Below are 22,588 nucleotides of genomic sequence, written 5' to 3'. Positions count from 1 at the left end.
CGCATGCGGATCATGTTCGTCGTCACGTCGCTGCACGGCGGCGGGGCCGAGTTCGTCGCCCGCACCTGGATGGGCTGGCTCCTCGAGCAGGGCCACCACGTCGACGTCGTCACCACCTCGGTGAAGGGCACCGACGAGTACCTCCCCGAGGGCGCGGTGCTGCACCGCATCGGCGAGGGCAAGGGCCACGTCGGCAAGGCGCGGATGCTCAAGGAGCTGTTCCGCCGCCGCACCCCCGACGTCGCGGTCGCCCTGCAGGGCTACCCGAACATCGTGCTCCTGGCCTCGGCCGAGATGACCGCGAAGGCGGACCGCCCGAAGACCATCGTGAGCGAGCGCAACCTCGTCTCGCTCGGCATCCCGGGCTTCTCGAGGACCCAGAAGGTGCAGCTCGGGCTCGCCAAGACGCTCTACCGCCGCGCCGACCACGTCATCGCGATCTCGCACCCCGTCGCGGGCGAGCTCGTCGCCGGCTTCGGCGTCTCGGGCGAGCGCTGCACCGTCGTGCCGAACCCGGCGACCGCCAAGGTCGACCGCTCCCGCCAGGTCTCGCGCACCCCCGGCACTGCGGCGGGCCTGCAGATCGTGCTGCCCTGCCGCCTCGTCGTCCAGAAGCGCCCCGAGCTCGCGATCCTCGCGGCCGAGGAGCTGGAGCGCCGCGGCATCCCCGCGAAGGTCGTCTCCTTCGGCGGCGGCCCGCTGCTCGGCAGCATGAAGGCGGAGGCGACCGCGCGCGGCGTGGACTTCCAGGACATGGGCTGGGTCGAGGACTGGTTCCACCACTTCGACGAGAACGCCGTCGTGCTGCTCCCGTCGCTGCGCGAGGGCTTCGGCAACGTGCTGGTCGAGGCGGCCGCCGCCGGCGTCCCCTCGGTCGCCGTGTCCGGGGCGCTCGGAGTCGCGGACGCGATCGTCCCCGGCCTGACCGGCGAGCTCGCGCTCACCCCCTCCGCCTCCGACCTCGCCGACGCGCTGATCCGCGCGAGCGAGCTCGAGATCACCGGCATCGACCGCTGGCTCGACCGCTTCTCGCTGGAGTCCAGCGGCCGCGACCTCGAGACGGTGCTCCGCCGGGTCGTGGGGCAGAAGTGACCCTCGTCTCGGTGGTGGTCCCGGCGCACCAGGAGGAGGCGCACCTCGCCTCCGCCCTGGAGCGCCTGCTGCGGCAGACCCACGCCGAGCTCGAGATCCTCGTGGTCGACGACGCCTCGACCGACGGGACCGAGGCGATCGGCCGCGCGTTCGCCGAGGAGCACGAGCGGATCCGCTACCTCCGCCAGGACGAGAACCAGGGCGTCGCCGCCGCTCGCGAGCGCGCCGTCGGCGAGGCCGCCGGCGAATGGGTCTGGCTGGTCGACGCCGACGACGAGTGGCCGGAGACCGCGGTCGAGGCCATGCTCGCCGCGGGGGAGGCGGGCCGCGCCGACGTGGTGGTCGCCCAGGCGGTCACGGTCGACGCCACCGGATCCACGCCCGTCGGCTCCCTGCGCGGCCCGCTCGCGCTCTCGGGCCGGGGCGCCTTCACCGCGCTCCTGGTCGGGGAGCTGACCGGGCACCTCTGGAACAAGCTGTTCCGCCGCGAGCTCTTCGACGGCATCGACTTCACTCGGATCCGCCAGCACTCGGACCAGGCGCAGGTCGCGCAGCTGCTCGCCGCGGCCGACGAGGTCGTCGTCGTCCCCGACTCCGTCTACGAGTACCGCCTCCGCTCCGGCTCGATCATCCGCTCGGGCGCGAAGCGCGCCGACTCGCTCGCCGGACTCGCCGCCGTGATCGAGCGGACGGCCCGCGGGCTCGACCCGCGCATCCTCGACTCGCAGGACTACTCCTACTACCGCGCGCGCTTCTCCCTGCTCTCCCGCTTCAAGGACGCCACTTCGGGCGCGCACAGCCCCGAGGAGGCCGACCGGCTCTGGCGGGCCGCGCACGACGAGGCGGGGCTCCGGCACCTGGTCGCGCTCGTGCGCCGGCGCGACCTCAAGCGCTCCGTCCTCTTCGGGCTCGCCGCCGCGGCGCCCGCGCTCTACCGTGCGGCGATGAGCGCCGGGAACGGACGCCGGTGACCGTCGTCTCCCCGGTGAGCGGAGAGGCCGGAGTGCGCTTCCCGGCAATCGAGTCCTCGTCACTATTCCGCCGAATGTGCGGCGCGGACGATACACGCTTAGTCTTGATCCTCGGTCGCATTCTGCGACCGAGCCTGCGTCCTTCTCTGAGCCTTGTTCACCTCGGATGGAATTCACGAGCGGTACGACCGGGCACAAGGGGGAGAGAATGAAGCTGCTGAAGCCTGCGGGCGGGGCCCGACGCGAATGGGTGGATTTCGCCAAGGGTGCCGCCATCCTGATGGTCGTGTACTACCACACGTCGTTGTACCTCGGTGACATCGGGGTCGAGAACACTCTCGGCCGCATCAAGGTCGTGTTCGAGCTGTTCCCGATGCCCCTCTTCTTCCTGGTGTCCGGTCTCTTCGGCTCGCGCATCCGCACCTGGAGCTTCGGCGACCTCTGGCGCCGCAGGCTGTACCCGCTGCTCTGGCTCTACGTGGTGTGGTCCGTGATCCGCATGGCCTTCTACCTGGTCGTGCCGCTCGCGAACGGCGGACTCGGCGAGCTCCCCGCGACCGACCCGCTCAACCTGCTCCTGCTGTTCTTCTGGCCCAGCAGCAGCTACTGGTTCATCTACGGCCTCGTGCTCTTCACGCTCGGCGCGTGGCTCCTGCGCAAGGTCGACCACCGCGTGCAGGTCGCCCTCGCCGCGGTGATGGGGACGATGTTCACCACCGGTCTCCTCAACACGACCAACGTGGGCTGGAACCGCATCGGCGCCCTGTTCGTCTTCTTCCTGGTGGGCACGCTCTACTCGAAGAGGATCATCGATTTCGTCGAGCAGAAGGGGAGCCGCGCGTTCCTCTACGTCACTCCGGTCTTCGTCGTGCTGAGCGCGGTGCTCTTCCTCTTCCCGATCCGCTGGGTGCCGTTCCTCGCCCTCGCCGGCCAGATGGCCGCCGTCGCGATGGGCATCCTCGTGTCGCGGGCCCTCTCCCGAGTGCGATTCCTGAACTTCTTCACGATCTGCGGCGAGCGCAGCCTGCACATCTACCTGCTGCACCTCTACTTCATCGTGATCGCCATCACGATCCTGCGGGTGATCCTCCCCGAGGACCGCTCCGAGATCGGCGGCTTCGAGGTGCCGCTGCTGCTGGTCGTGATGGTGCTCGCGGTCGTCCTCTCGCTCTTCGTGACCCGCTACCTCTCGAAGGTCAAGTGGATCTACGTCCCCCCGGCCGCCCTCGGCGGCCCCGGCAAGCGGCGCAAGCCCGTGCCCGTCCCTGCGCGCGGCCCCGGAGTCGTCTCCGATCCCGTCGCGGTCCCGGCCGATGAGCCCGGCACCTCCCCCAGTTACGAGAAGAAGAGAGCGGAGTCCCACGAGTGAAGACGACACGAGCACGCAGAGCCGGAGTCCTGGCGGCCGTCGTGGCCGTCGCCCTCGGGCTGGCCGGCTGCTCCTCGCAGCCCGAGCCCGTCCGCACGCCCGACGGCTTCACGACGGAGAAGGCGATCGAGTACCGCTCGGTCGACGGCGTCTCGCTGAAGGCCGACGCCTGCCTCCCCACCGCGGGCGGCACCGACCGCCCCGCGCTGCTGATGCTGCACGGCGGAGGGTTCGTCGACGGCGCCCGCGACGAGGGCGGGATGACCGAGCTCTGCGAGTACTACGCCGAGCGCGGCTTCGTCTCGGTCTCCGTCGACTACCGCCTCCTCCAGGACAGCCGGTACCCCGGCCAGATCGAGGACGCGCAGGCCGCCGTGAAGTGGCTGCGCGAGCCCGCGCAGGTCACGCGCTTCGGCCTCGACCCCGCCCGCATCGGCGTGATGGGCAGCTCCGCCGGAGCGATCATCGGAGCGACCATGGGCACGCTCGGCGAGGGCTCCCTCACCGAGGGCTCGCGGGTCAAGACAGTCGTCGCCTTCTCGGCGGTCGCCGACATGACCGAGACCGGGATGTCGCTGGGCACGCCGGTGCCCGAGGCGAAGGAGCAGATCCTCTCCTACCTGGACTGCGACGAGATCGACTCGACGACCTGCCCGCAGAGCATCCCCGCGTCGCCGATCACCTCGGTCGACTCCACGGACGCCCCGCAGATCTGGCTGACCTCCGAGGACGAGCTCGTCCCGGTCGAGCAGGCCGACGCGATGCAGGTCGCCCTGCAGGACGCCGGAGTGGCGTCCGAGGTCGGCGTGGACGGCTCCGGCCACCACGGGCTCCAGAACAACACCCCGAACAACAAGAAGGCGATCCTCGCCTTCCTGCAGGCCCACCTCTGATCCACCGCTCCCGCGCGAAACCTCGCGGCCGGTTCCGCGCAACGCGGACGACACATCACGACGCTACAGTCAGACCCCCTGCACTCCGGTGCAGTCGACGAAAGGGACACCACACACCATGACCTTGAACGGACTGTTCGCCGGCATCGGCCGGAGGTGGGTCTACATCGTCGCCTTCGCTCTGCTCGGCGCCGTGGCGGCCCTGGTACTCAACGCCGTCCTCCTCCCGCAGTACAAGGCGGACGCACGCGTGTACGTCGCGGTCTCCTCGTCCGGGGTCCTCTCGACCGCGGACCGGGTCGCGGCCAACAGCGCCGCCTCCCAGGCCACGGTCACCTCCGTCGCCCTCGGCACCTCGGACACCGTCCTGCAGGGCGTCATCGACGGCCTCGGCATCGACGAGCCCATCGAGGACTTCGCCAAGCGCGTGACCGTCCTCGCCGAGCCGGAGTCCGTGGTCATCACGATCTCGGCCACCGACCCCTCGCCCGAGCAGGCCGCGGTCATCGCGAACGCGGTCGCCGCCCAGCTCGACGCGGCCGTGAAGGGGGCCGACCCGACGACCACCACGAACGGCGTCGCCGTCCCGCAGATCCAGCTCCAGGTGCTCAGCCAGGCGCTCCCGCCGGAGCTGCCGGTCACCGGTGGCATCCTCGTCCTGCTCGCGCTCGGCATCCTCGGCGGCGCCGTGGTCGGCGTGGGAGTGGCGATCGTGATGACCGCCCTCGACCGCCGCCTCCGCAGCGGCGACGACGTCCGCTCCGCGATCGACCGGCCGCTGCTGGGCATCGTCCCGGTCAAGGCCACCAAGCTCGACGAGATGCTGAACTCGACCGAGATCCCGGCCCGCTACTCGGCCGTGGCGTTCGAGCTCTCCGCCATCGCGCGCACCCGCTCGTACTCCTCCTTCGCGATCGCCCCGGCGTCCGAGAAGACCCCGCACACCGCCAGCGCGGTGCTGCTCGCCAAGGCGCTGGCCGTGCTCGGCTCGTCCGTCGTGATCGTGGACGGCACCGCCGAGGGCTCGGCTCTCGCTTCCGCCTCGGGCGGACGCCCGGGCCTGCGCGAGGTGCTCGCCGGAGCCGCCTCGCTCGACGACGCGATCATCAAGCGCTCGACCGACCGCGTCGACCTGCTCCCCGCGGGCGGCGCCCAGGCCGGCACGCCGATGCCGACCGACGCCCTCCGCGCGCTGGTCGAGGAGCTCGAGAAGGTCTACGACATCGTCCTGATCGTCACCGGCACCCTCGGCGCGACCGAGCAGTCGCCGACCTTCCGCGGCGTGGCCGACGGAGCCGTCCTCGTCCTGATCGAGGGCAAGGTCGACTCGCCCCAGGCCGCCGCCGACGTGCACTGGATCGAGACCGCCGGCACCCCCGTGGTCGGCGCGGTCGTCCTGGCCCGCCACAAGCTGCAGAAGGCCCCCGCGATCGTCTGATCGCGTCCTCGCACGCTGCGGAAGAGCGCACCCCGGCCCCGGCCGCGGTGCGCTCTTCCGCGTCCGGGGACTGCGCGGTGCCCGGCGGGGCCCCGGCTTGCCCTCTCTCCGGGCCCAGCCGGCCCCTCCGACGCCTGGCCGGCACTCCAGCCCCCTCCACCCCTCCGCGAGCCCGCTCACTCCGAGAGCCCGCAGAACTCGCGGTACTCGCGCACGACTCCGCCCACCTCCGCGGACTCGGCAGGAGGCGGCGTCACCGTCCGGGCCCGCGGGCTCTCCGGGGCCTGGCCCACCCGTCCGTCCTTCCTCAGCGTCTCCAGCGCCCGCCGTGGCCTGATCACGTGCCTCACCGGCTCCCGGGAGCCCGCTCACCCCGCGAGCCCCCACAAGTCGCAGTACTCGCGCGCGACTCCGCCCACTTCCGCGGACTCGACAGGAGGCGGCGTCGCCGTCCGGGCCCGCTCGACTCCCCGGGACCTGCCCGGCCCGTCCAGCCCTCTCCAGCGCCCGCCGTGGCCGGACCAGGTGCCTCACCGGCTCCCGGGAGCCCGCTCACCCCGCGAGTCCGCAGAAGTCGCCGTACTGGCGCGCGACTCCGCCGACTCGCGCGTGGTCGGCGGGAGGCGGGCACACGCAGAACCGCCGCCGTCGAGGGGACGACGGCGGCGGTTCTGCGCGCGGGGAGCGGGTCAGGTCACGGCGTGCAGGCCACGTTCCCGATCAGGTCCTTCCCGGAGTTGGAGCAGCTCAGCGTGTTGCCGCTGGTGGACCAGTTGGACGGCTGGTGGAGGTAGACCACCGCGTTGCTGGTCTTCAGCGCGAGGTTGCCGCTGATGGTGTTGTCGTTGCCCGAGCCGTCGGCGCGGGTGATCACCTGGTAGCCGTAGGTGGTGGTGCCCGCGGCGGAGTTGCCCGCGGCCAGCCAGCTGTTGCCCGAGACCAGGATCAGCGAGACGACGTCCGAGGCGAGCCGCGATCCGCCGAGGACCGTGTTCCCGATGATGTCGCCGTCGAGGGTGCCCTCCTTGGCCTCGATCGGCTCGGCGCCGGTGTCGCTGATCGCGTTGTCCACGACCGCGATGCGGGCCGTGCGGTCAGGGTTGCAGCTGTTGTACTCGCACCAGTTGCGGTCGGAGGTGCCGACGTAGACGCCCTCGCCGTACTTGGCGGAGACGAGGCCGGTGCGGCGGATGGTGCTGCCGACGATCAGGGAGTCGGTGGTCTGGCTGCGGAAGTGGACCGCCTCGTAGCCGATCTCGCTCACCGTCAGGCCGGCCATCTGGACGCCCTTGCTGGCGAGCACCTGGATGCCCTGGAAGGAGCTGCGGACCGAGAAGCCCACGAGGTGCACGTCGCTCACCGTGTTCAGGATGAGCGCGGTGCCGCTCGAGGTGGATCCGGAGGTGAGGACCGCGTTGGGCGAGCCGCAGATCCAGATCGACCCGGGCTGGGCGGCGGTGCCGCGGAGGGCGAACTTGCCGGTGTAGACGCCGTCGGCCAGGCGAATGACGTCGCCGGAGGAGGGGTTGGTCAGGGCCGTGACGAGCTGCGCCGAGGTCGACACCGTCTTGGTGGCGGCGGGGCAGTCGAAGGCCGCGAGCAGCGAGGCGCGGGAGGCGAGGAGGTCGGCCGTGGTGGTGGCCGACTCCTTCAGCCGCGAGTCGCGGCCGGCGTCGTCGGTCGCCGTGACGGTGTACGTGTAGGCGCGTCCCGCCTCGGCGGTCTCGTCGCGGTACTGGCGCACCGGGTCGGCGACGGTGCCGACGACCGTGTCGCCGGAGCCGTCCTCGTTCGAGCGGTGCACGTCGTACGAGACGACCCGGGAGCTGAAGGGCGCGTCCCAGGCGACGGTGTAGCCGTCGGTCAGGGGGGAGAGCTCCACGGCGTCGGTCGCGAGGCCGTCCTCGGCGAGGACGAACGCGTCGATGATCAGGTTCTTGTCGGTCGACTGGGAGTTCTTCGTCCCCGTGTAGGAGATGGTCACGGTGTGCGTGCCCTCGGCGAGGTCGGTCGTCTCGTAGACCGGCACCTGGTACTGCGCGGTCGAGCTGTAGCGGTCGACCTTGGTGACGGGTCCGCCGTCGACCGAGACCGCGGCGATGCCGGAGGAGGAGGTCTTCCGGCTGATCCAGCGCCACGACGTGCCGACGAAGGTGAACTTCACCGATCCGGCGGAGGTCAGGTACTTCATCCCGCCGCCGCTGTCGCCGCCCGCCATCGATCTCCACGAGCCGGTGTACTGAAGCGCGGGGTCGGTCTCCTGCACGAGGAGGCTGGTCGCTCCGGAGGGGTCGAGCACGGGGCCGTCGTCCTCGCCGCCGCCGGTCTCGTCGGTCGGCTCCTCGGTGGCGGGAGTCGCGCGGGTGATGTCGAACGCGTCGATGACGAGGTTCTTGTCGCTCGCGGAGCTGTTGGCCGTGCCGCTCCAGGCGATCTTGACCGTGTGGACGGTGTCGGCGAGGTCCTTCTTCGTGAACACCGGGACCTGGTACGCCGTGGTCTTCGTGTACCGGTCGACCGAGGTGCTCGCGCCGTCGACCGTGACGGTGGCGATGCCGGCGGAGGCGGTGGTGCGGCTGACCCAGCTGAAGCCGGTGCCGCGGAAGCTGAACGAGACGGAGCCGGTGCTGTTGAGGAACTTGATCCCGCCGCCGCTGTCGCCGCCCGTCATCGTGCGCCACGAGCCGCTGTAGGTCAGCGAGGAGTTCGTCTCCTGGATCCGCGTGCTCTGCCCGGCGCCCGGGTCGAGAGTGGCCGCGGAGGCGGCGGGCGCCGTGAGGGGGGCGACCAGGATGCCGAGAGCGGCGATCAGAGCGGTGGTGAGGGAGAGGCGTGCGCGTCGTCGGCGAGGGCGGGTCGGGTCTGGCGTCGTCTGAGGATTCACGATCGGCTCCGGGTCTTCGAGGGGGCGTCGGGGGCGGTTCGAGGGGGCTGCTCAAGGGGGTGGTGCTGGTCCTCCCGACGCTATAGACGGGCCTTGCGACTGGTGGCTGGATGAGACGGATTCAGGTTGTAGTGCCCCATTCGGGCGTGGTGGTCGGGCTTGTATCAGCGATTCCGCTGAAGGACTGGCGAACCGCCGCGCGTGCGTGTACACGGAACGGTCACACGCGCTGTCGACGACGGATCGGAGGGCGGACGTCGGATCGGGAGGGGACTCCGGGGATGCCCGTCCGCGGAGTGGACGGGGGGGAGTGCTGCTCGGTCGAGGAACGGCGACCCTATCCGGCGACTCTGGACACGGCCCCGGGCCGGGCCGCTGGGCGAGAGAATTGACCGGGCGTTCACCGGGCCGACCCCGCGCCGAAACACTGCGATGATGGGCTCTCCACTGGTGATCGCCGTCGCACCCGCGTCGCGGATCACCCGCCGCGGGCGAGCGGCGGTCCCGACGAGAGGGAGGACGCGATGGACACGGCCACGACCGCGACCGGCGACCGCCCGTCCACCCCGCCGTCCCGGGAGCGCCCGAGACGCCACCGGAGCCGCGCTCGCACCGTGATCGGACGGCTCCTGCTCGTCCCCCTCGTGGTGCTCGCCCTCTTCGGCGCCGGGATCCCGCTCTACGTCACGCCCCCGATCGACCCGATCCCCGAGCAGGCGGACGCGGTCTTCGTGCTCGGCCCGTCCACGAGGGCGCGCGTCGAGTTCGCCCGCCGGATCATCACCTCCGGAGCGACGGACACGATGGTGCTCTCGGTCGGCCCCGGCGAGATGAACGCTCCCTACGAGGCCAAGAAGTACAAGAAGTGCAACGAGCCCGGCGGCGACGTCCTCTGCTACTCCGCCGACCCGCTCACGACCCAGGGAGAGGCCCGGCAGCTGCGCGACATGGCCGAGCAGTACGGCTGGGACCACGTCATCGTGATCACCAACGCCTCCCACCTCGTGCGCGCCGAGATGATCATCGAGCGCTGCTACTCCGGCGAGCTCTCGATGGTGCCCTCGGGGGAGCCGATGGGCCTGGACTACCTGGTGAACCAGTACGTCTACCAGACGGGCGCGTTCCTCAAGGCCTTCCTGGTCACCAACGGCTGTTGACGCGAGCACTCCTCCTCGAGCCGCCGAGCCCGCCTGCGCTAGTCTGCCCGGGGCGCCATCGGCCCCGAGCCCGCTCCTGCGGAGCCCGGCCGGCCCGGCCCACGACGGCAGCGCGGCAGGAGGATCGACCGGGGAGACCCGCGACGCTCCCCGCTCCGCACCGGTCACCCCCACGCGAACCCCTCCGAAAGGCCCGCCCGTGACACCTGCCCGATCGATCTTCGCCGTCGGCCGCGGCCAGTACGAGAACATCGGCGACATCATCCTGCGTCGCCAGCTCCTCGACTGGCTCCGCGAGTCGGGTCCGCTCCACGTCTACGTGGGCCACTCGCCGTGGGGCTACGACGACGGCCTGCGCCTGGGCCCGGACGACACGGTGTACCGCTCGCTCCTGCGCTGGTACGCGGCGCTCGCTCGCGAGGCCCTCGCCGGCCGGGCGAACTCGGTGTTCAAGCCAGGAGAGATCCAGCTGACCCTGATCGGGATGAAGGAGCACCTCGTGATGCTCCCGGGCATCGCCCTGGTGCGCCTCGGCGGCGGCCGCGTGATCCGCGCCGGCGTGGGCACCCGCAACTTCGCCCCGCTGCCCCGCGCGATCATGTGGCCCTCGATGGCGCTCTCGAGCTACACCCGCTGGCGCGACGACAAGACGGCTGGCTACATGCGCGTCGGCGCCGCCATGCCCGACCTCGGCTACGGCGAGGGCTCGAGCGACGCGGAGCTGACCGCGTTCGCCGCGCAGCCCGACGAGGAGCGGCGCGTTCTGGTCCTCTCCCTCCGCGAGGACCACGAGGTGGACGCCCGCCCCTATCCCGAGCAGGAGTGGCTGGCCGCGATCAAGGGCTTCGCCGAGCGCGAGGACCTCGACATCGTCGTGGTCACGCAGGTCGCCGTCGACGCCGAGCGCTCCCGCCGTCTCGCCGCCGACCTCGACGCGGACATCCTCGACTGGGATCCGGCGCACACCCACGACGAGCACGAGATCCTGCTGCGCGAGCTCTACCGCACGGCCCGCGTCGCGATGAGCGACCGGCTGCACGTGATCATCATGGCGTTCACCGAGGGCGCGGCCCCGGTGAGCCTGCAGATGGACGGATCGACGAAGGCCTCGCGCCACTTCGAGACCATCGGGATCCACGACGTCACGGTCGACATGTCCCGGACGACCCCGGCCGCCGGCGTCGAGACCTTCTCCGCCGTCGTCGCCCGCCGGAGCGAGCTGCTCGAGAAGCTGCTCGTCGCCCGCGGGCGCCTCCGCGGCGTCCGCGACGACATCCAGGCGCTGCTCGCCGTGCCGCCCCGCAGCCGCCCGGCCGCCGCGGCAGCCCCTGCCGGCCCGAAGACGCGGGTGTACCACGTCGGCCGCAGCGGAGAGGTCCCCGGAGGCATGACGCAGGTCGTCAACGGGTACCTCCGCTGGCCGTTCGAGCGCTCGGACGTCCGGGTGATCTCCTCCCGGACCGCTCCGGGCGAGCACGTCGCCGCGGCCCGCCTGGCCGCCGGCGCCGCCGCCCGCATCGTCGCGATCGCGCGCCGGGAGCCCGGCGCCGTGATCGTCGTCCACCTCTCGGAGCGCGGCTCGTTCCTCCGCGAGGGGTCCCTCCTCCGCCTCGCGCACCGTCTCGGACTGCGCACGGTCGCCCACCTGCACGGCAGTGAGTTCGCCGCCTTCACCGCCGCGCACCCGCGCCTGGTGAAGGACGTGCTGCGCAGCGCGGACGAGATCATCTCGCTCTCGGAGGAGACCTCGGCGATCTGCCGCCGCTACGTCCCCGCCGAGCGCGTGCACCTCGTGCCCAACGCGCTCGAGCAGGGCACCCCGCGCGAGAAGACCCGCACCGTCGTCTTCGGCGGCGTCGTCAGCCACCGCAAGGGCGTCGACGTGCTGCAGAAGGCGTGGGCGCAGGTCGAGGGCAAGGAGGGCTGGCGCCTGCTGGTCGCCGGTCCGATCCGCGAGCCGGAGGTCGTCGACCGCGGCGTCCCGGGGATCGAGTTCCTCGGCTCGCTCGAGAACGCCCGCCTGCTCGCCCTGCTCGACGAGGCGTCCATCGCCGTCCTGCCCTCGCGCGACGAGGCGATGCCGATCTTCATCCTCGAAGCCCTCGCCCGCGACGCCGCCGTCGTCTCGACCGCGGTCGGCGGCATCCCCGAGGTCCTCGGCGACGGCTGCGGCCGCGTGGTCGCGCCCGGAGACGTGGAGGGCCTCGCCGCCGCGCTGACCGAGCTCATCACCGACGAGGACGCCCGTGCCGAGGTCGTCGAGAAGGCCGGGGCGCGCTTCCGCGAGCGCTTCTCCGCCGACGCCGTGTTCCCGCGGGTCGAGGAGGTCTGGCTCGGCTGAGCCGCCTGCGACTTCGCCCCGGATCGCGCCCCGGGCCCCGCTCCGGGCCTGGGCGGAGCCGCGGGAGCGTAAAATCGCTGGAGTCCGCGTCGCCGTGCCGTCGCGCGCCCAGCCGTCCGCTCCCGGACGCCTTCTCCCTCCATCCCAGAGAGGCTCGACCGTGGCCATCGCCGCCGACTCCGACCGCCGCCTGTGGACCCTGCCCCTCGCGCGCGCCGTGATCGCGGCGGTCGCCGGCTGCGTCGTCACCTTCTCGCCCGACCACGGGCCCGCCTTCGGCCTCGCCGTCTTCGGCGGCTTCGCGATCGCGACCGGCGCCGTCTCGCTCGCCCTCGGGCTCCGCAGCTGGAGCGGCCGGGCCCGCCCGCTCGCCCTCGGCTCCGCGGTGCTCACCCTGGTCGCCGGAGTCGCGGCGCTCGTCGCGCTCCCGGTCGCCAACCTGCTCTCCTTCGTCGCCCTCGTCGCCGGCTGGGCGCTGCTCTCCGGCTTCCTCGAGTTCTCGAGCGGCCGCCGCGGTCAGGGCCTCGCCGCCCGCGACTCCGTGATCGTCGGTGTCGGCACGATGCTGCTCGGCGCCGCCTTCGGACTCCTCCCGCCCCACCCCGTCGTCACCGTCGGCCTCCTCGGCGCCTACGCCGTGATGGTCGCCGTGTTCCTCGCCATCGCGGCGTTCTCGCTCAAATGGGCCGCCGGCGCCGACGCAGCCACCGGACACGATCCCGTCGCCCCCACGACACCGACCTCCGGAGGAGACCGATGACCGCCGAAGGCCAGCAGCCCGACCCCGCCTCTCCCGCCGACCGCGCCTCGGCGGCCGACGCCGCCCCGGCGCGCGACCCCGGCGAGTTCACGCCCCGCACGTTCCAGCCGACCCGTAAGGACCGCCTGCGCCCGCTCGAGCTCATCGGCTTCTCCGCGGTGATGGCGGCCTTCGTCGGCCTGGTCGTCATGCTCTCGACCCGCGAGCCGGTCGTCGCGCTCATCTCGTTCGGCGTCGCCTTCATCGTCGTGCTCGTCGCGATCGCCATGTTCTCGCTGACCTTCAAGCCGGACGAGGCCGAGATCGCGGACATCGACGAGCAGGACTCCGCACACTAGGCGAGGGACGGCTCCGCCGCTCCCAGTCGGCCGGGAGCACGCCGCGCGGGCGGATAGTCCCTTCCGCCGCGCATGCTGATGGAGCAGCCCGGAGGGCGTCTCGAGATCCCGCCTGCGCATGCGGGCGCCGCTTCCGCGTCGGTGGTCGCGCGTAGCGTGCGGAGGGTGGCGGAGGCGATCGGGCGGTGGTGGCAGCGGCGGCGGTTCTCGCGCGGCGCCGACGTCCCCTACGCGGTCGGCACCTACCGGGAGGCGTGGGCGTCCTACCCCGTCCTGGTGCGGCAGTACCGGCCCGAGTACAACGAGGGCATCGTGCTCAGCCAGATCCCGCCCGCGGCCGACGTGTACCTGTGCTGGCTCTGCGACGCCGGGCATGTCTTCGTCGCCACCCCCGAGGAGCAACGCCACCGTCCCGGCCGGGAGCGGCGCCGCTCCTCCTGGTGCCCCGACTGCGCCGAGCTCGCCTCGCCGCGCCTGCCCAGGGCCGCGCCGATGATCGGCGGCCGGCTCGCCGAGGTGCTCGCGCCGACGGCCGCCCCCGACGACGACTCCTTCGTCCTCCTGGCGCCACCCGCCGTGATCGCGCGAGGGCTCCCGACGTCCGTGTCACCCACCGGCCGCGGGTCCGCGTCACCCGCCGACCCGAGCGGATCCGCGCGCGCCGCGTCGTCGACTCCTCCGTCCGCTCGATCCACCCCTCCAGCTGCCGCCGCTCGGGCCGCGCTCCCGCCCGCCCCTCGTACCGCCGCCTCCGCCGTTCCGGCCGCGGTCCCGTCCGCCGGCCCCGCCGCCCGCCCGGCGCGCTCCCGAGCCCGGCCCGCCCGCGTGTGCCCGAAGACGCCGGACCTCCCCGTCGGCGAGCCCTTCGCGAGCCGGTGCGCGCCTCCTCCCGCCTCCGCCGTCGAGGCGCGGCTCCGGGCTCTCCTCGCCGAGCGGCTCGTCTTCGACCCGGCGCACACGGCGGTCCGTCTGAAGCGGCCGTTCTTCGAGCACTGCGAGGCGTGGCCCGACCTGGTGCTCGGCGAGCTGCGCGTCGCGATCGAGTACGACTCCACCGGCCGTCACGGACTCGAGCACGTCGGGCACCGCGAGGAGGCCGACCGGCGGAAGGACCGCGCGCTCCGCTCCGCCGGGTGGGAGGTGGTGCGCATCCGCACGGGGAAGCTGCTGCCGCTCGGCCCCCACGACCTGGTCGCCACGGGAGTCACGGCCGCGCTGGCGGACCGTCTGGTCGACCGGCTCCGCGATGTCCGTGGTCCGCTGCTCGTCGACGCCTGGGGGCGCTGAGCGCGTCGTGCGGCGGCTGCGGGACGGTCCTCGGGGGACCCGTCCCCGGCGCGCCCTCCCCGGCGCTCCGTCCCGGTGTCCGGCTCGGCGGAGCGGGACCCGTGGATGCAGTGCCGGCGAGCGGGAACCGTCGAGTGGGAGCCGGCGAGTCGGAGCGGTCGAGTCGCAGCCGCCCGCTCGCAGCCGACGCGTCAGAGCCGCAGGGCCAGCGCCTCGCTGCGCCAGCGGCGGTGCAGGGCCCAGGGGTCGGGCTCCCCGGCGCGCACGGTCTCGATGTGGGCGTCGAGCGCGGGGCTGCGCGCGAACCACTCGGTGCGCTCCAGGCGCTCGTCGGCGAACTGGGCGTGCCGGTGCTGCTCGAGTGCTCGCCCGCCGCGCTCGAACGCGAGGAGCTCCTCGTGCCGGAGCCGGTGGAGGCGCTGCCGGGGATTGCCGCTGGTGCCGATCTTGATCCGCTCGCCGAAGCGGATGTAGTAGACGACGTCGACCCGGGGCGGCGGGAGCTCGCCGTCGGGAGCATCGCCGAGCCGCCACTCGCAGGCGGCGCAGAGCCAGGCGGAGGGGAGCCGGACGCCCAGGCGGGACCCGCACGCCGCGCACGGCGAGGGCAGGGCGTCGATCACGCCGTCCTCGCGGGCGACCCAGTCGTGCGCGAGCTCGAGGTGCGCCGCGCAGAGCGCGAGGGGGGCGCCCGTCTCGGCCGAGGAGGCGCACCCTCCGATCGCGCACGCTGACATGCCGCCGACGCTAGGTGCGACCCCCGACATCGCGCCGCCGTCGACCGCGCCGCCGCGAGCACGCAGGAGTCGGAGTGCTCGCTCTCGAGGACGGCGGCACCCGCGCGCTCGCTGCCCGGCGGATCAGCTCAGGCGGTCGACCAGCGACGAGGCGAGGCCCGTGTAGCCGCCCGGCGTCAGCGCCAGCAGGCGCTCCTTCGCCGCGTCGCCGATGTCGAGACCCTGCACGAAGACGGCGAGGTCGTCGGCACCGAGGCGCTTGCCGCGGGTCAGGTCCTTCAGCAGCGCGTACGGGTCGGTGATCGAGGAGCGGCCGGCCGCCACCTCTGCGCGGATCACCGTCTGGATCGCCTCGGCCAGCACCTCCCAGTTGCCGTCGAGGTCGGCGGCGAGGGCGGTCGGGTCGAGGTCGATCTCGAGCAGGCCGCGGGCGATGTTGTCGAGGGCGAGGAGGGAGTGGCCGAACGCGACGCCGATGTTGCGCTGCGTGGTCGAGTCGGTGAGGTCGCGCTGGAGGCGCGAGGTGACCAGGGTCTGCGCGAGCGAGTCGAGCAGGGCGCTGGAGAGCTCGAGGTTCGCCTCGGCGTTCTCGAAGCGGATCGGGTTGATCTTGTGCGGCATCGTGGACGAGCCGGTCGCCCCGGCCTGGGGGATCTGCCGGAAGTAGCCGAGCGAGATGTAGGTCCAGACGTCGGTGCAGATGTTGTGCAGGATGCGGTTCGCGTGCGCGGCCCTGCCGTAGAGCTCGGCCTGCCAGTCGTGCGACTCGATCTGGGTGGTCAGCGGGTTGAAGACGAGGCCGAGGGAGGTGACGAACTCCTCCGCGAGGGCGGGCCAGTCGGTGCCGGGGTCGGCGGCGAGGTGCGCGGCGAACGTGCCCGTCGCTCCGCTGAACTTGCCCAGGTACTCCGTCGCCTCGATCTGCGCGACGACCCGCTCGAGCCGGTACGCGTAGACGGCGAACTCCTTGCCCATCGTGGTCGGGGTCGCGGGCTGGCCGTGGGTGCGGCTGAGCATCGACTCGTCGCGGTAGCGGACGGCCAGATCCCGGAGCGACGCGACGACCGAGCGCAGCTTCGGCAGCCAGATCTCGCCGACGGCCTGGCGGACCACGATCGCGTAGGAGAGGTTGTTGATGTCCTCGCTGGTGGCGGCGAAGTGGGTGAGCTCGGCGATGCGCTGCAGTCCCAGCTCCTCGAGCCACTGGCGGACGAGGTACTCCACGGCCTTCACGTCGTGGCGGGTGCGGGCCTCGAGGGCGGCCAGCTCGTCGATCTCGGGCTGGCCGAAGTCGCGGGCGCGGCGGCGCAGCTCCTCGGCGGTCGCCGCGTCGACGGGCTCGGAGCCGAAGAGGCGGCGGTCGGTCAGCGCCAGCAGCCACTCGACCTCGACGTGCACCCGCGCGCGGTTCAGCCCCGCCTCCGAGAGGTACTCGCCGAGCGACGAGACGGCACCGCTGTAGCGGCCGTCGAGAGGGCTCAGCGGCTGGGTGGGGAGCGAGGTCATGCGGTGGTGCCTTCCGGTTCTCAGGTGTCCTGCGCGAGGGCGGCGCGCGCGTCGGTGGAGTCGGGGCGGACCGAGCGGTTGCCGCGCAGTCCTGGTTCGATCTGGGCGAAGAGGGCCCGGCAGGCGCGCTCGATGAGCGCGAGCACCGAGTCGAACGCCGCCGCATCGGAATAGTAGGGGTCGGGGACGTCGCCCTGCGGGGAGAGGCCGGGCTCGAAGTCGAGCAGGCGGCGGATCTTCTGCCGGTCGACCTCGGTGCGCGCCCAGGAGCGCAGCGCGCGCTCGTGCCCGTGGTCGAGCGCGACGACCAGGTCGAACTCGGCGAAGCGGGACGGGTCGAAGAGCTGGGCGCGGTGGCGGCCCCCGTCGAAGCCGTGCCGCTCCAGCGCCGCGAGGGCGCGGCTGTCGGCGTGCTCGCCGAGGTGCCACTCGCCGGTGCCGGCCGAGCTGATCTCGATCGCGGAGCCGAGCCCCGCCTGCTCCGCCAGGGAGCGCAGCACCACCTCGGCCATCGGCGACCGGCAGATGTTGCCGGTGCAGACGAAGCACACGGCGAAGGCCGAGGGCGCAGGGGAGTCGGGGGTCACCCGCCCATCATGGCGCACCGCGGCTCCTCCACAGCAGGCCGATCGCGGCCGCCGTCCACCGATGGCGCGCGACGCCTCCCGGGCGGCGGCGGCGTGGCCGATGCTGACTGCCGAGCCCGCGGTGTCAGCCCTGACGGCGGCGGAGGAAGGGGCGCAGGAGGAGGCCGATGAACCAGTTCACCAGGGCGAGCACGAGGGCGCCGAGCACGCCCCACCAGAAGCCGTCCACGACGAGGCCGAAGCCGAAGAGGCCGCTGATCCAGGCGGTCAGGAGCAGCAGGAGGCCGTTGACGAGGAACGAGACCAGGCCGAGCGTCAGCACGTACAGGGGGAACGCGACCACCCGCACCACTCCGCCGACGACGGCGTTGACGACGCCGAAGATCACCGCCACCAGCAGGTACGTGAGGACCGCCGCGGCGGGGCCCTCCTCGTACGGGTCCACGCGCACGCCCGCCACGACCAGGGTCGTGAGCCAGATCGCGACGGCGTTGGTCAGGAGGCCGAGGAGGAGTCTGCTCATGCCTCCACTATCCCCGCAGGCGGGGCGGGCCGCGAGCCGGGGCTCAGGTGAGGGGCCCGCCGATGGTCGGCTCGGGCGCAGGAGTGCAGAGGCGGGGGTCGTCGGCGCAGGTCCGCGGAGGGAGCACCGCGGTGGGCTCGGGCTGCGGCAGGGGCTCGGCCGTCGGCTGCGGGGCCACGGTCGGCTCGGGAGCGGGCGCGGGAGCCGGCTCCGGAGCCGGGGGATCGGGCGTCGGCTCCTGGGTGGGCGCGGGCGCCGTGGTCGGCCGGGGAGCGGCGGGAGGCGCGGGGCGCGGAGGAGGAGCGAATCCGCTGCCCGGCTCCGGGACCAGCGGCTCGCGCGCCTCGATCACGGCGACGGCCAGCGGAGCGACCGCGGCTCCCGAGGCGAGGGCGCTCCGGAGCTGCTCGACCGCGTCGGTCAGCACCGCCCGCCGGGACGTCGATCCGCGACCGGAGGCGAGGGTCGACGTGGCGAGGCCGAGCACGCGCTCGGCCAGCGCCGTCCGCTGCTCCCCGGCCGCGGTCGTCGCGGTGATGATGGCGTCGGCCGAGACTCCCTCGAGCGCTGCGTTCAGGGATCCGATCGCCACCAGCAGATCGGTGCGGGCCGCGCCCGCGACGGTGCCGTCGGTCGCGGTGAGGAGCGCGAGCGAGTCGTCCCGCAGCGCGAGGCCGGCCTCGCGCGCGGCAGTGTAGGCCGGGGGAGCGGCGACGTCGATGGACGTCTCCCGGAGAGTCGGGGTCGCCTGTGTGCCCTCCGCGGAGGGCGTGCATCCGGTGAGCGCGCCGGCGGCGACGAGCAGGGCGATCGCGGCCGTGGCGCCCCGGAGGAGCGGGCGCGCACCCCCGCGCCGCTCGGCTCGCCCTCGACTCCGCATCACTGCACCCTAATCGGGGGACGGCCGCCGTGGGCGCCGGTCAGTGGGGCGGTTCGCGCATCCGAGACCCGGGTCGGCCGCACCTCCGGGCCGCACCCACGGCACTCGACCGGTGGGAAGGGGGCCCGGCGCACACCCGTCGAGGGCGGGGGACGGCGCGCGCGGAACGGCGAGGCGCCCGCCGCCGCGCCGCCTAGCATGGGGCGGGTGACCGACCAGCAGGAGCCTCCCGTCCGCCTCCGCCCCGAGATCCTGGCGCTCCCCGCCTACAAGCAGGGCCGCGCGGCCGCCGCCGACGCCTTCAAGCTCTCCTCCAACGAGAACCCGTTCGACCCGCTGCCCTCCGTGCTCGCGCGGGTCCGCGAGGTGGACGACTTCAACCGGTACCCGGACGCGGCGGCGACCGTCCTGCGCACAGCGCTCGCCGCGGAGTACGGCGTCCCGATCGAGGAGGTGATCGTCGGAGCCGGCTCCGTCGCGGTCATCGCCCAGCTCATCACCGCGGCGGCGGGCCCGGGCGACGAGGTCGTCTACGCCTGGCGCTCGTTCGAGGCGTACCCCTCGCTCGTCACGACCGCGGGCGCCACCAGCGTGCGCGTGCCGCTCCGCGCCGACGACACCCACGACCTCGACGCCATGGCGCAGGCCGTCACCGAGCGCACCCGCCTGCTGATCGTCTGCAGCCCCAACAACCCCACCGGCACCGTCGCCACCGCCGACGACGTCGAGGCGCTCCTCGAGCGCGTCCCGGGAGACGTCCTCGTGCTCCTCGACGAGGCGTACGCCGAGTTCGTCGACGACGAGCGGGCCGTGGACGGCACCCGCCTGCTCGGCCGCTACCCGAACCTCGTGATCGCCCGCACCTTCTCCAAGGCGTACGGCCTCGCCGGCCTCCGCGTCGGCTACGCGATCGGCCACGCGCGGATCCTCGACGCCGCCCGCTCCACCGCCATCCCGCTCTCGGTCACCCGGTTCGCCGAGACCGCGGCGGTCGCCTCCCTCGAGCACCGCGAGGAGCTCCTCGAGCGCGTCCACCGCATCACCCGCCTCCGCGACGACCTCTGGCGGGCGCTGCTCGACCAGGGCTGGACGATCCCGGAGTCGCAGGCGAACTTCCTCTGGTTCGACACCCGCGAGGACACGGCGCGGGCCGCCGAGGTCTTCGAGCGCGCCGGGGTCGTGGTCCGCGCGTTCCCGCCGGAGGGGATCCGAGTCTCCGTCGGCGAGGCGCGCTCTGTCGACAAGCTCCTCAGCGCGGCGGCCGAGATTGTGGCTTCCCTCCCCGAGGGCCACCCCGCGAGACGGATAGGTTAGTCGGGTGGTAGCCACCAGCACGGAGTCGCCGACTGTCCAGTTCCTCTCCGCGGACGGGCGGTTCTCGCCGACCCCCGCGGCCGAGCAGTACGCCTCCTACCTCGACGGGGTGGACGAGGCGCAGCACCGCTCCTTCTACCGCGAGATGGCGGTGGTCCGCCGCTTCGACACCGAGGCCGCGAACCTGCAGCGCCAGGGCCAGCTCGGACTGTGGGTCCCGAGCCACGGCCAGGAGGCGGCGCAGGTCGGCTCCGCGTTCGCGATGCGCCCGCAGGACCACGTGTTCCCCTCCTACCGCGAGCACGTCGTCGGCAAGATCCGCGGCATCGACCTGCTCGGCGTCCTCGCGCTCCTGCGCGGCACGACGCACGGCGGCTGGGACCCGACCGACCCGACCAACGGGAACTTCCACCTCTACACGCTGGTGCTCGGCTCGCAGGCCCTGCACGCGACCGGCTACGCGATGGGCCTCACCCTCGACGGAGCGACCGGCACGGGCGACCCCGAGAAGGACGCGGCCGTCGTCGTCTACTTCGGCGACGGCGCCTCCAGCCAGGGCGACGTCAGCGAGGCGATGGTCTTCGCCGCGAGCTACCAGGCTCCCGAGGTCTTCTTCCTCCAGAACAACCACTACGCGATCTCGGTCCCCGTGGCCACGCAGTCGCGCAGCCCCCTCTACCTCCGCTCCTCCGGCTTCGGCATCCCCGGCGTGCAGATCGACGGCAACGACGTGCTCGCGAGCTACGCGGTCACCGCCAAGCACCTGCAGGACGCGCGCTCCGGCGGCGGTCCCCAGTTCATCGAGGCGCTGACCTACCGGATCGGCGCGCACACCTCGAGCGACGACCCGACGAAGTACCGCACCGACGACGAGCTCGCCTCGTGGGTCGCGAAGGATCCGATCACCCGCTTCGCCGCGTTCCTGCGGAGCGAGGGCGTGGAGCAGTCCTTCTTCGACGAGGTCGACGAGGAGGCGAAGGACTTCGCGTCCGACATCCGCCGCCGCCTCCTCGCCCTCGAGGTCCCACCCACGGGCGTCATGTTCGACCACGTCTACTCGGAGCCGCACGTGCTCGTCGAGGAGCAGAAGGCGTGGCTGCAGCGCTACGAAGAATCGTTCGGAGGCGAGTGATGACGATCGACACCAGCACGACGGCCGCGCAGCCGCCCCTCACCGGGTCGCAGCTCGAGTCCATGTCCATGGCCAAGGCGCTCAACGCCGGCCTCCGCCGAGCGATGACGCAGGACGACCGCGTCCTCCTGATGGGCGAGGACATCGGCCCCCTGGGCGGCGTCTTCCGCATCACCGAGGGCCTGCACGCCGAGTTCGGGGCGAAGCGCGTGCTCGACACGCCGCTCGCCGAGTCCGGCATCGTCGGCACTGCGATCGGGCTCGCGATGCGCGGCTTCCGCCCGGTCTGCGAGATCCAGTTCGACGGGTTCATCTACCCGGCGTTCGACCAGATCACCTCGCAGCTGGCCAAGATGACCAATCGCCACGAGGGCGCGATCACCATGCCCGTCGTCATCCGCGTGCCCTACGGCGGGCACATCGGAGCGGTCGAGCACCACCAGGAGAGCAACGAGGCGTACTTCGCGCACACCGCGGGCCTGCGCGCGGTCAGCCCGTCGACTCCCAACGACGCCTACTGGATGATCCAGGAGGCCATCGCCTCGGACGACCCCGTCATGTTCTTCGAGCCCAAGAGCCGCTACTGGCCCAAGGGCGACGTCGACCTCAGCGGTTCCGCCGCGCCGCTGCACGCCAGCCGCGTCGTCCGCCCGGGCACCGAGGTCACGCTGGTCGGCTGGGGCCCGATGGTCGCCGTCCTCCTCCAGGCCGCCGAGCTCGCGGGCGAGGAGGGCACGAGCGTCGAGGTCGTCGACCTGCGCTCGCTCTCCCCGATCGACTGGGAGCCGCTGCTCGCGTCGGTCCGCAGGACCGGCCGGCTCGTCGTCGCGCAGGAGGCGTCCGCGAACGTGAGCCTCGGCTCCGAGATCGCGGCGACCGTCACCGAGCGCGCCTTCTTCTCGCTGGAGGCGCCGGTCCTCCGGGTCGCCGGCTTCGACACGCCCTTCCCGCCCGCCAAGGTCGAGAAGCTCTTCCTCCCCGACGTCGACCGCGTGCTCGAGGCCGTCGACCGCTCGCTCGCGTACTGACGCGCGCGACATCCGCCCGCACGAGCCCACAGGAGTCCCCCCGATGACAGAGCAGTTCCTCCTCCCCGACGTCGGCGAGGGCCTCACCGAGGCCGAGATCGTGGCCTGGAAGGTCAAGGTCGGCGACGAGGTGGCCGTCAACCAGGTCCTCGTCGAGATCGAGACCGCCAAGTCGCTCGTCGAGCTCCCCTCGCCGTTCAGCGGCACCGTGGTCGACGTGCTCGTCGACGAGGGCCAGACGGTCGACGTCGGCACCGCGATCATCACCGTCCAGGCCGGAGCCGGCTCGATCGGCTCCGAGGTGCCCGCGATCCCTGCCCACCCCGCGCAGGCCGCCGCCCCGCCCGCCCC

Annotated in this window: 20 protein-coding genes; 14 read left to right on the top strand and 6 right to left on the bottom strand. The window is 72.8% G+C overall.

The features are described from left to right. The first annotated feature begins 3 nt into the window (after positions 1-3). From C5C69_RS10320 to C5C69_RS10300, 5 genes are all read left to right on the top strand, one after another. A complete protein-coding gene (locus tag C5C69_RS10320; protein ID WP_181067812.1) occupies positions 4-1,092 on the top strand; it encodes a glycosyltransferase in 1,089 nt (362 codons plus the stop codon). Beyond that, positions 1,089-2,063, top strand: a complete 975-nt coding sequence (locus C5C69_RS10315) for a glycosyltransferase family 2 protein (protein ID WP_181127049.1) — start codon at positions 1,089-1,091, stop codon at positions 2,061-2,063. Before C5C69_RS10320 ends, C5C69_RS10315 begins: the two co-directional genes overlap by 4 nt. Before the next feature lie 208 nt (positions 2,064-2,271). Beyond that, complete coding sequence (locus tag C5C69_RS10310; protein ID WP_181027202.1) at positions 2,272-3,432, top strand: acyltransferase family protein; 1,161 nt, start codon at positions 2,272-2,274, stop codon at positions 3,430-3,432. Continuing rightward, complete coding sequence (locus C5C69_RS10305) at positions 3,429-4,325, top strand: alpha/beta hydrolase (RefSeq protein WP_104257850.1); 897 nt, start codon at positions 3,429-3,431, stop codon at positions 4,323-4,325. The genes C5C69_RS10310 and C5C69_RS10305 overlap by 4 nt, the downstream gene beginning before the upstream one ends. Before the next feature lie 118 nt (positions 4,326-4,443). Further along, positions 4,444-5,763 (top strand): Wzz/FepE/Etk N-terminal domain-containing protein, encoded by a 1,320-nt coding sequence (locus C5C69_RS10300; RefSeq protein ID WP_104255871.1) that lies wholly within the window; start codon positions 4,444-4,446, stop codon positions 5,761-5,763. 694 nt (positions 5,764-6,457) lie between these two features. Here C5C69_RS10300 and C5C69_RS10295 read toward each other — a convergent pair. Then, positions 6,458-8,647 (bottom strand): hypothetical protein, encoded by a 2,190-nt coding sequence (locus C5C69_RS10295; RefSeq protein ID WP_104257849.1) that lies wholly within the window; start codon positions 8,645-8,647, stop codon positions 6,458-6,460. A gap of 524 nt (positions 8,648-9,171) precedes the next feature. Here C5C69_RS10295 and C5C69_RS10290 point away from each other — a divergent pair. The 5 genes from C5C69_RS10290 (at position 9,172) to C5C69_RS10270 (ending at position 14,530) form a co-directional block, all read left to right on the top strand. Beyond that, on the top strand, positions 9,172-9,804 hold the full coding sequence (locus C5C69_RS10290) for a YdcF family protein (protein WP_104233546.1): 633 nt from the start codon (positions 9,172-9,174) through the stop codon (positions 9,802-9,804). A 199-nt stretch (positions 9,805-10,003) separates the two neighbouring features. Beyond that, positions 10,004-12,145: a glycosyltransferase family 4 protein gene (locus tag C5C69_RS10285; RefSeq protein WP_104226626.1), complete on the top strand. Its 2,142-nt coding sequence runs from the start codon at positions 10,004-10,006 to the stop codon at positions 12,143-12,145. A 160-nt stretch (positions 12,146-12,305) separates the two neighbouring features. Then, positions 12,306-12,905: a DUF308 domain-containing protein gene (locus C5C69_RS10280; protein ID WP_104225185.1), complete on the top strand. Its 600-nt coding sequence runs from the start codon at positions 12,306-12,308 to the stop codon at positions 12,903-12,905. After that, complete coding sequence (locus C5C69_RS17250) at positions 12,902-13,243, top strand: hypothetical protein (RefSeq protein WP_258059435.1); 342 nt, start codon at positions 12,902-12,904, stop codon at positions 13,241-13,243. The genes C5C69_RS10280 and C5C69_RS17250 overlap by 4 nt, the downstream gene beginning before the upstream one ends. Before the next feature lie 165 nt (positions 13,244-13,408). Continuing rightward, entirely contained in the window at positions 13,409-14,530 is a 1,122-nt protein-coding gene (locus C5C69_RS10270; protein ID WP_104257848.1) for a hypothetical protein, read from the top strand. Between the two features lie 191 nt (positions 14,531-14,721). On the opposite strand, the gene C5C69_RS10265 is transcribed toward C5C69_RS10270, so the two are convergent. From C5C69_RS10265 to C5C69_RS10245, 5 genes are all read right to left on the bottom strand, one after another. Next, on the bottom strand, positions 14,722-15,267 hold the full coding sequence (locus C5C69_RS10265; protein ID WP_104233549.1) for a GIY-YIG nuclease family protein: 546 nt from the start codon (positions 15,265-15,267) through the stop codon (positions 14,722-14,724). A gap of 123 nt (positions 15,268-15,390) precedes the next feature. Beyond that, positions 15,391-16,773 carry an adenylosuccinate lyase gene (gene purB, locus C5C69_RS10260; protein ID WP_104233550.1) on the bottom strand — a complete coding sequence of 461 codons (1,383 nt, stop codon included), beginning with the start codon at positions 16,771-16,773 and terminating at the stop codon, positions 15,391-15,393. Between the two features lie 20 nt (positions 16,774-16,793). Next, positions 16,794-17,360 (bottom strand): low molecular weight protein-tyrosine-phosphatase, encoded by a 567-nt coding sequence (locus C5C69_RS10255; protein WP_181027248.1) that lies wholly within the window; start codon positions 17,358-17,360, stop codon positions 16,794-16,796. A gap of 124 nt (positions 17,361-17,484) precedes the next feature. Beyond that, entirely contained in the window at positions 17,485-17,883 is a 399-nt protein-coding gene (locus C5C69_RS10250; protein ID WP_104226630.1) for a phage holin family protein, read from the bottom strand. Between the two features lie 43 nt (positions 17,884-17,926). Beyond that, positions 17,927-18,763, bottom strand: coding sequence for a hypothetical protein (locus tag C5C69_RS10245; protein WP_104233551.1), 837 nt, complete (start codon positions 18,761-18,763; stop codon positions 17,927-17,929). Between the two features lie 198 nt (positions 18,764-18,961). Here C5C69_RS10245 and hisC point away from each other — a divergent pair, with 198 nt between their 5' ends. The 4 genes from hisC to C5C69_RS10225 all read left to right on the top strand — a co-directional run. Further along, on the top strand, positions 18,962-20,077 hold the full coding sequence (hisC, locus tag C5C69_RS10240) for a histidinol-phosphate transaminase (RefSeq protein WP_104233552.1): 1,116 nt from the start codon (positions 18,962-18,964) through the stop codon (positions 20,075-20,077). A 4-nt stretch (positions 20,078-20,081) separates the two neighbouring features. Beyond that, entirely contained in the window at positions 20,082-21,209 is a 1,128-nt protein-coding gene (locus tag C5C69_RS10235; RefSeq protein ID WP_104226633.1) for a thiamine pyrophosphate-dependent dehydrogenase E1 component subunit alpha, read from the top strand. A gap of 62 nt (positions 21,210-21,271) precedes the next feature. Beyond that, positions 21,272-22,237: an alpha-ketoacid dehydrogenase subunit beta gene (locus C5C69_RS10230; protein WP_181028888.1), complete on the top strand. Its 966-nt coding sequence runs from the start codon at positions 21,272-21,274 to the stop codon at positions 22,235-22,237. A gap of 43 nt (positions 22,238-22,280) precedes the next feature. Continuing rightward, positions 22,281-22,588, top strand: a 308-nt coding sequence (locus C5C69_RS10225; protein WP_308558134.1) for a biotin/lipoyl-containing protein, incomplete at its 3' end; no start/stop codon positions are given.

This window comes from Rathayibacter sp. AY1C7 (assembly GCF_002931865.1).
In the GTDB taxonomy this organism is placed as follows: domain Bacteria; phylum Actinomycetota; class Actinomycetes; order Actinomycetales; family Microbacteriaceae; genus Rathayibacter.
Note: the sequence above shows the minus strand (reverse complement) of the source record. Positions and strands in the feature narration are given on the sequence as shown.

Bases quoted from the DNA above. Each gene is read 5' to 3' on its own strand.
- C5C69_RS10320 (WP_181067812.1), top strand. From the start codon at position 4: ATGCGGATCATGTTCGTCGTCACGTCGCTGCACGGCGGCGGGGCCGAG.
- C5C69_RS10310 (WP_181027202.1), top strand. From the start codon at position 2,272: ATGAAGCTGCTGAAGCCTGCGGGCGGGGCCCGACGCGAATGGGTGGAT.
- C5C69_RS10300 (WP_104255871.1), top strand. From the start codon at position 4,444: ATGACCTTGAACGGACTGTTCGCCGGCATCGGCCGGAGGTGGGTCTAC.
- C5C69_RS10290 (WP_104233546.1), top strand. From the start codon at position 9,172: ATGGACACGGCCACGACCGCGACCGGCGACCGCCCGTCCACCCCGCCG.
- C5C69_RS17250 (WP_258059435.1), top strand. From the start codon at position 12,902: ATGACCGCCGAAGGCCAGCAGCCCGACCCCGCCTCTCCCGCCGACCGC.
- C5C69_RS10265 (WP_104233549.1), bottom strand. From the start codon at position 15,267: ATGTCAGCGTGCGCGATCGGAGGGTGCGCCTCCTCGGCCGAGACGGGC.
- purB (WP_104233550.1), bottom strand. From the start codon at position 16,773: ATGACCTCGCTCCCCACCCAGCCGCTGAGCCCTCTCGACGGCCGCTAC.
- C5C69_RS10250 (WP_104226630.1), bottom strand. From the start codon at position 17,883: ATGAGCAGACTCCTCCTCGGCCTCCTGACCAACGCCGTCGCGATCTGG.
- C5C69_RS10245 (WP_104233551.1), bottom strand. From the start codon at position 18,763: ATGCGGAGTCGAGGGCGAGCCGAGCGGCGCGGGGGTGCGCGCCCGCTC.
- hisC (WP_104233552.1), top strand. From the start codon at position 18,962: ATGGGGCGGGTGACCGACCAGCAGGAGCCTCCCGTCCGCCTCCGCCCC.
- C5C69_RS10230 (WP_181028888.1), top strand. From the start codon at position 21,272: ATGTCCATGGCCAAGGCGCTCAACGCCGGCCTCCGCCGAGCGATGACG.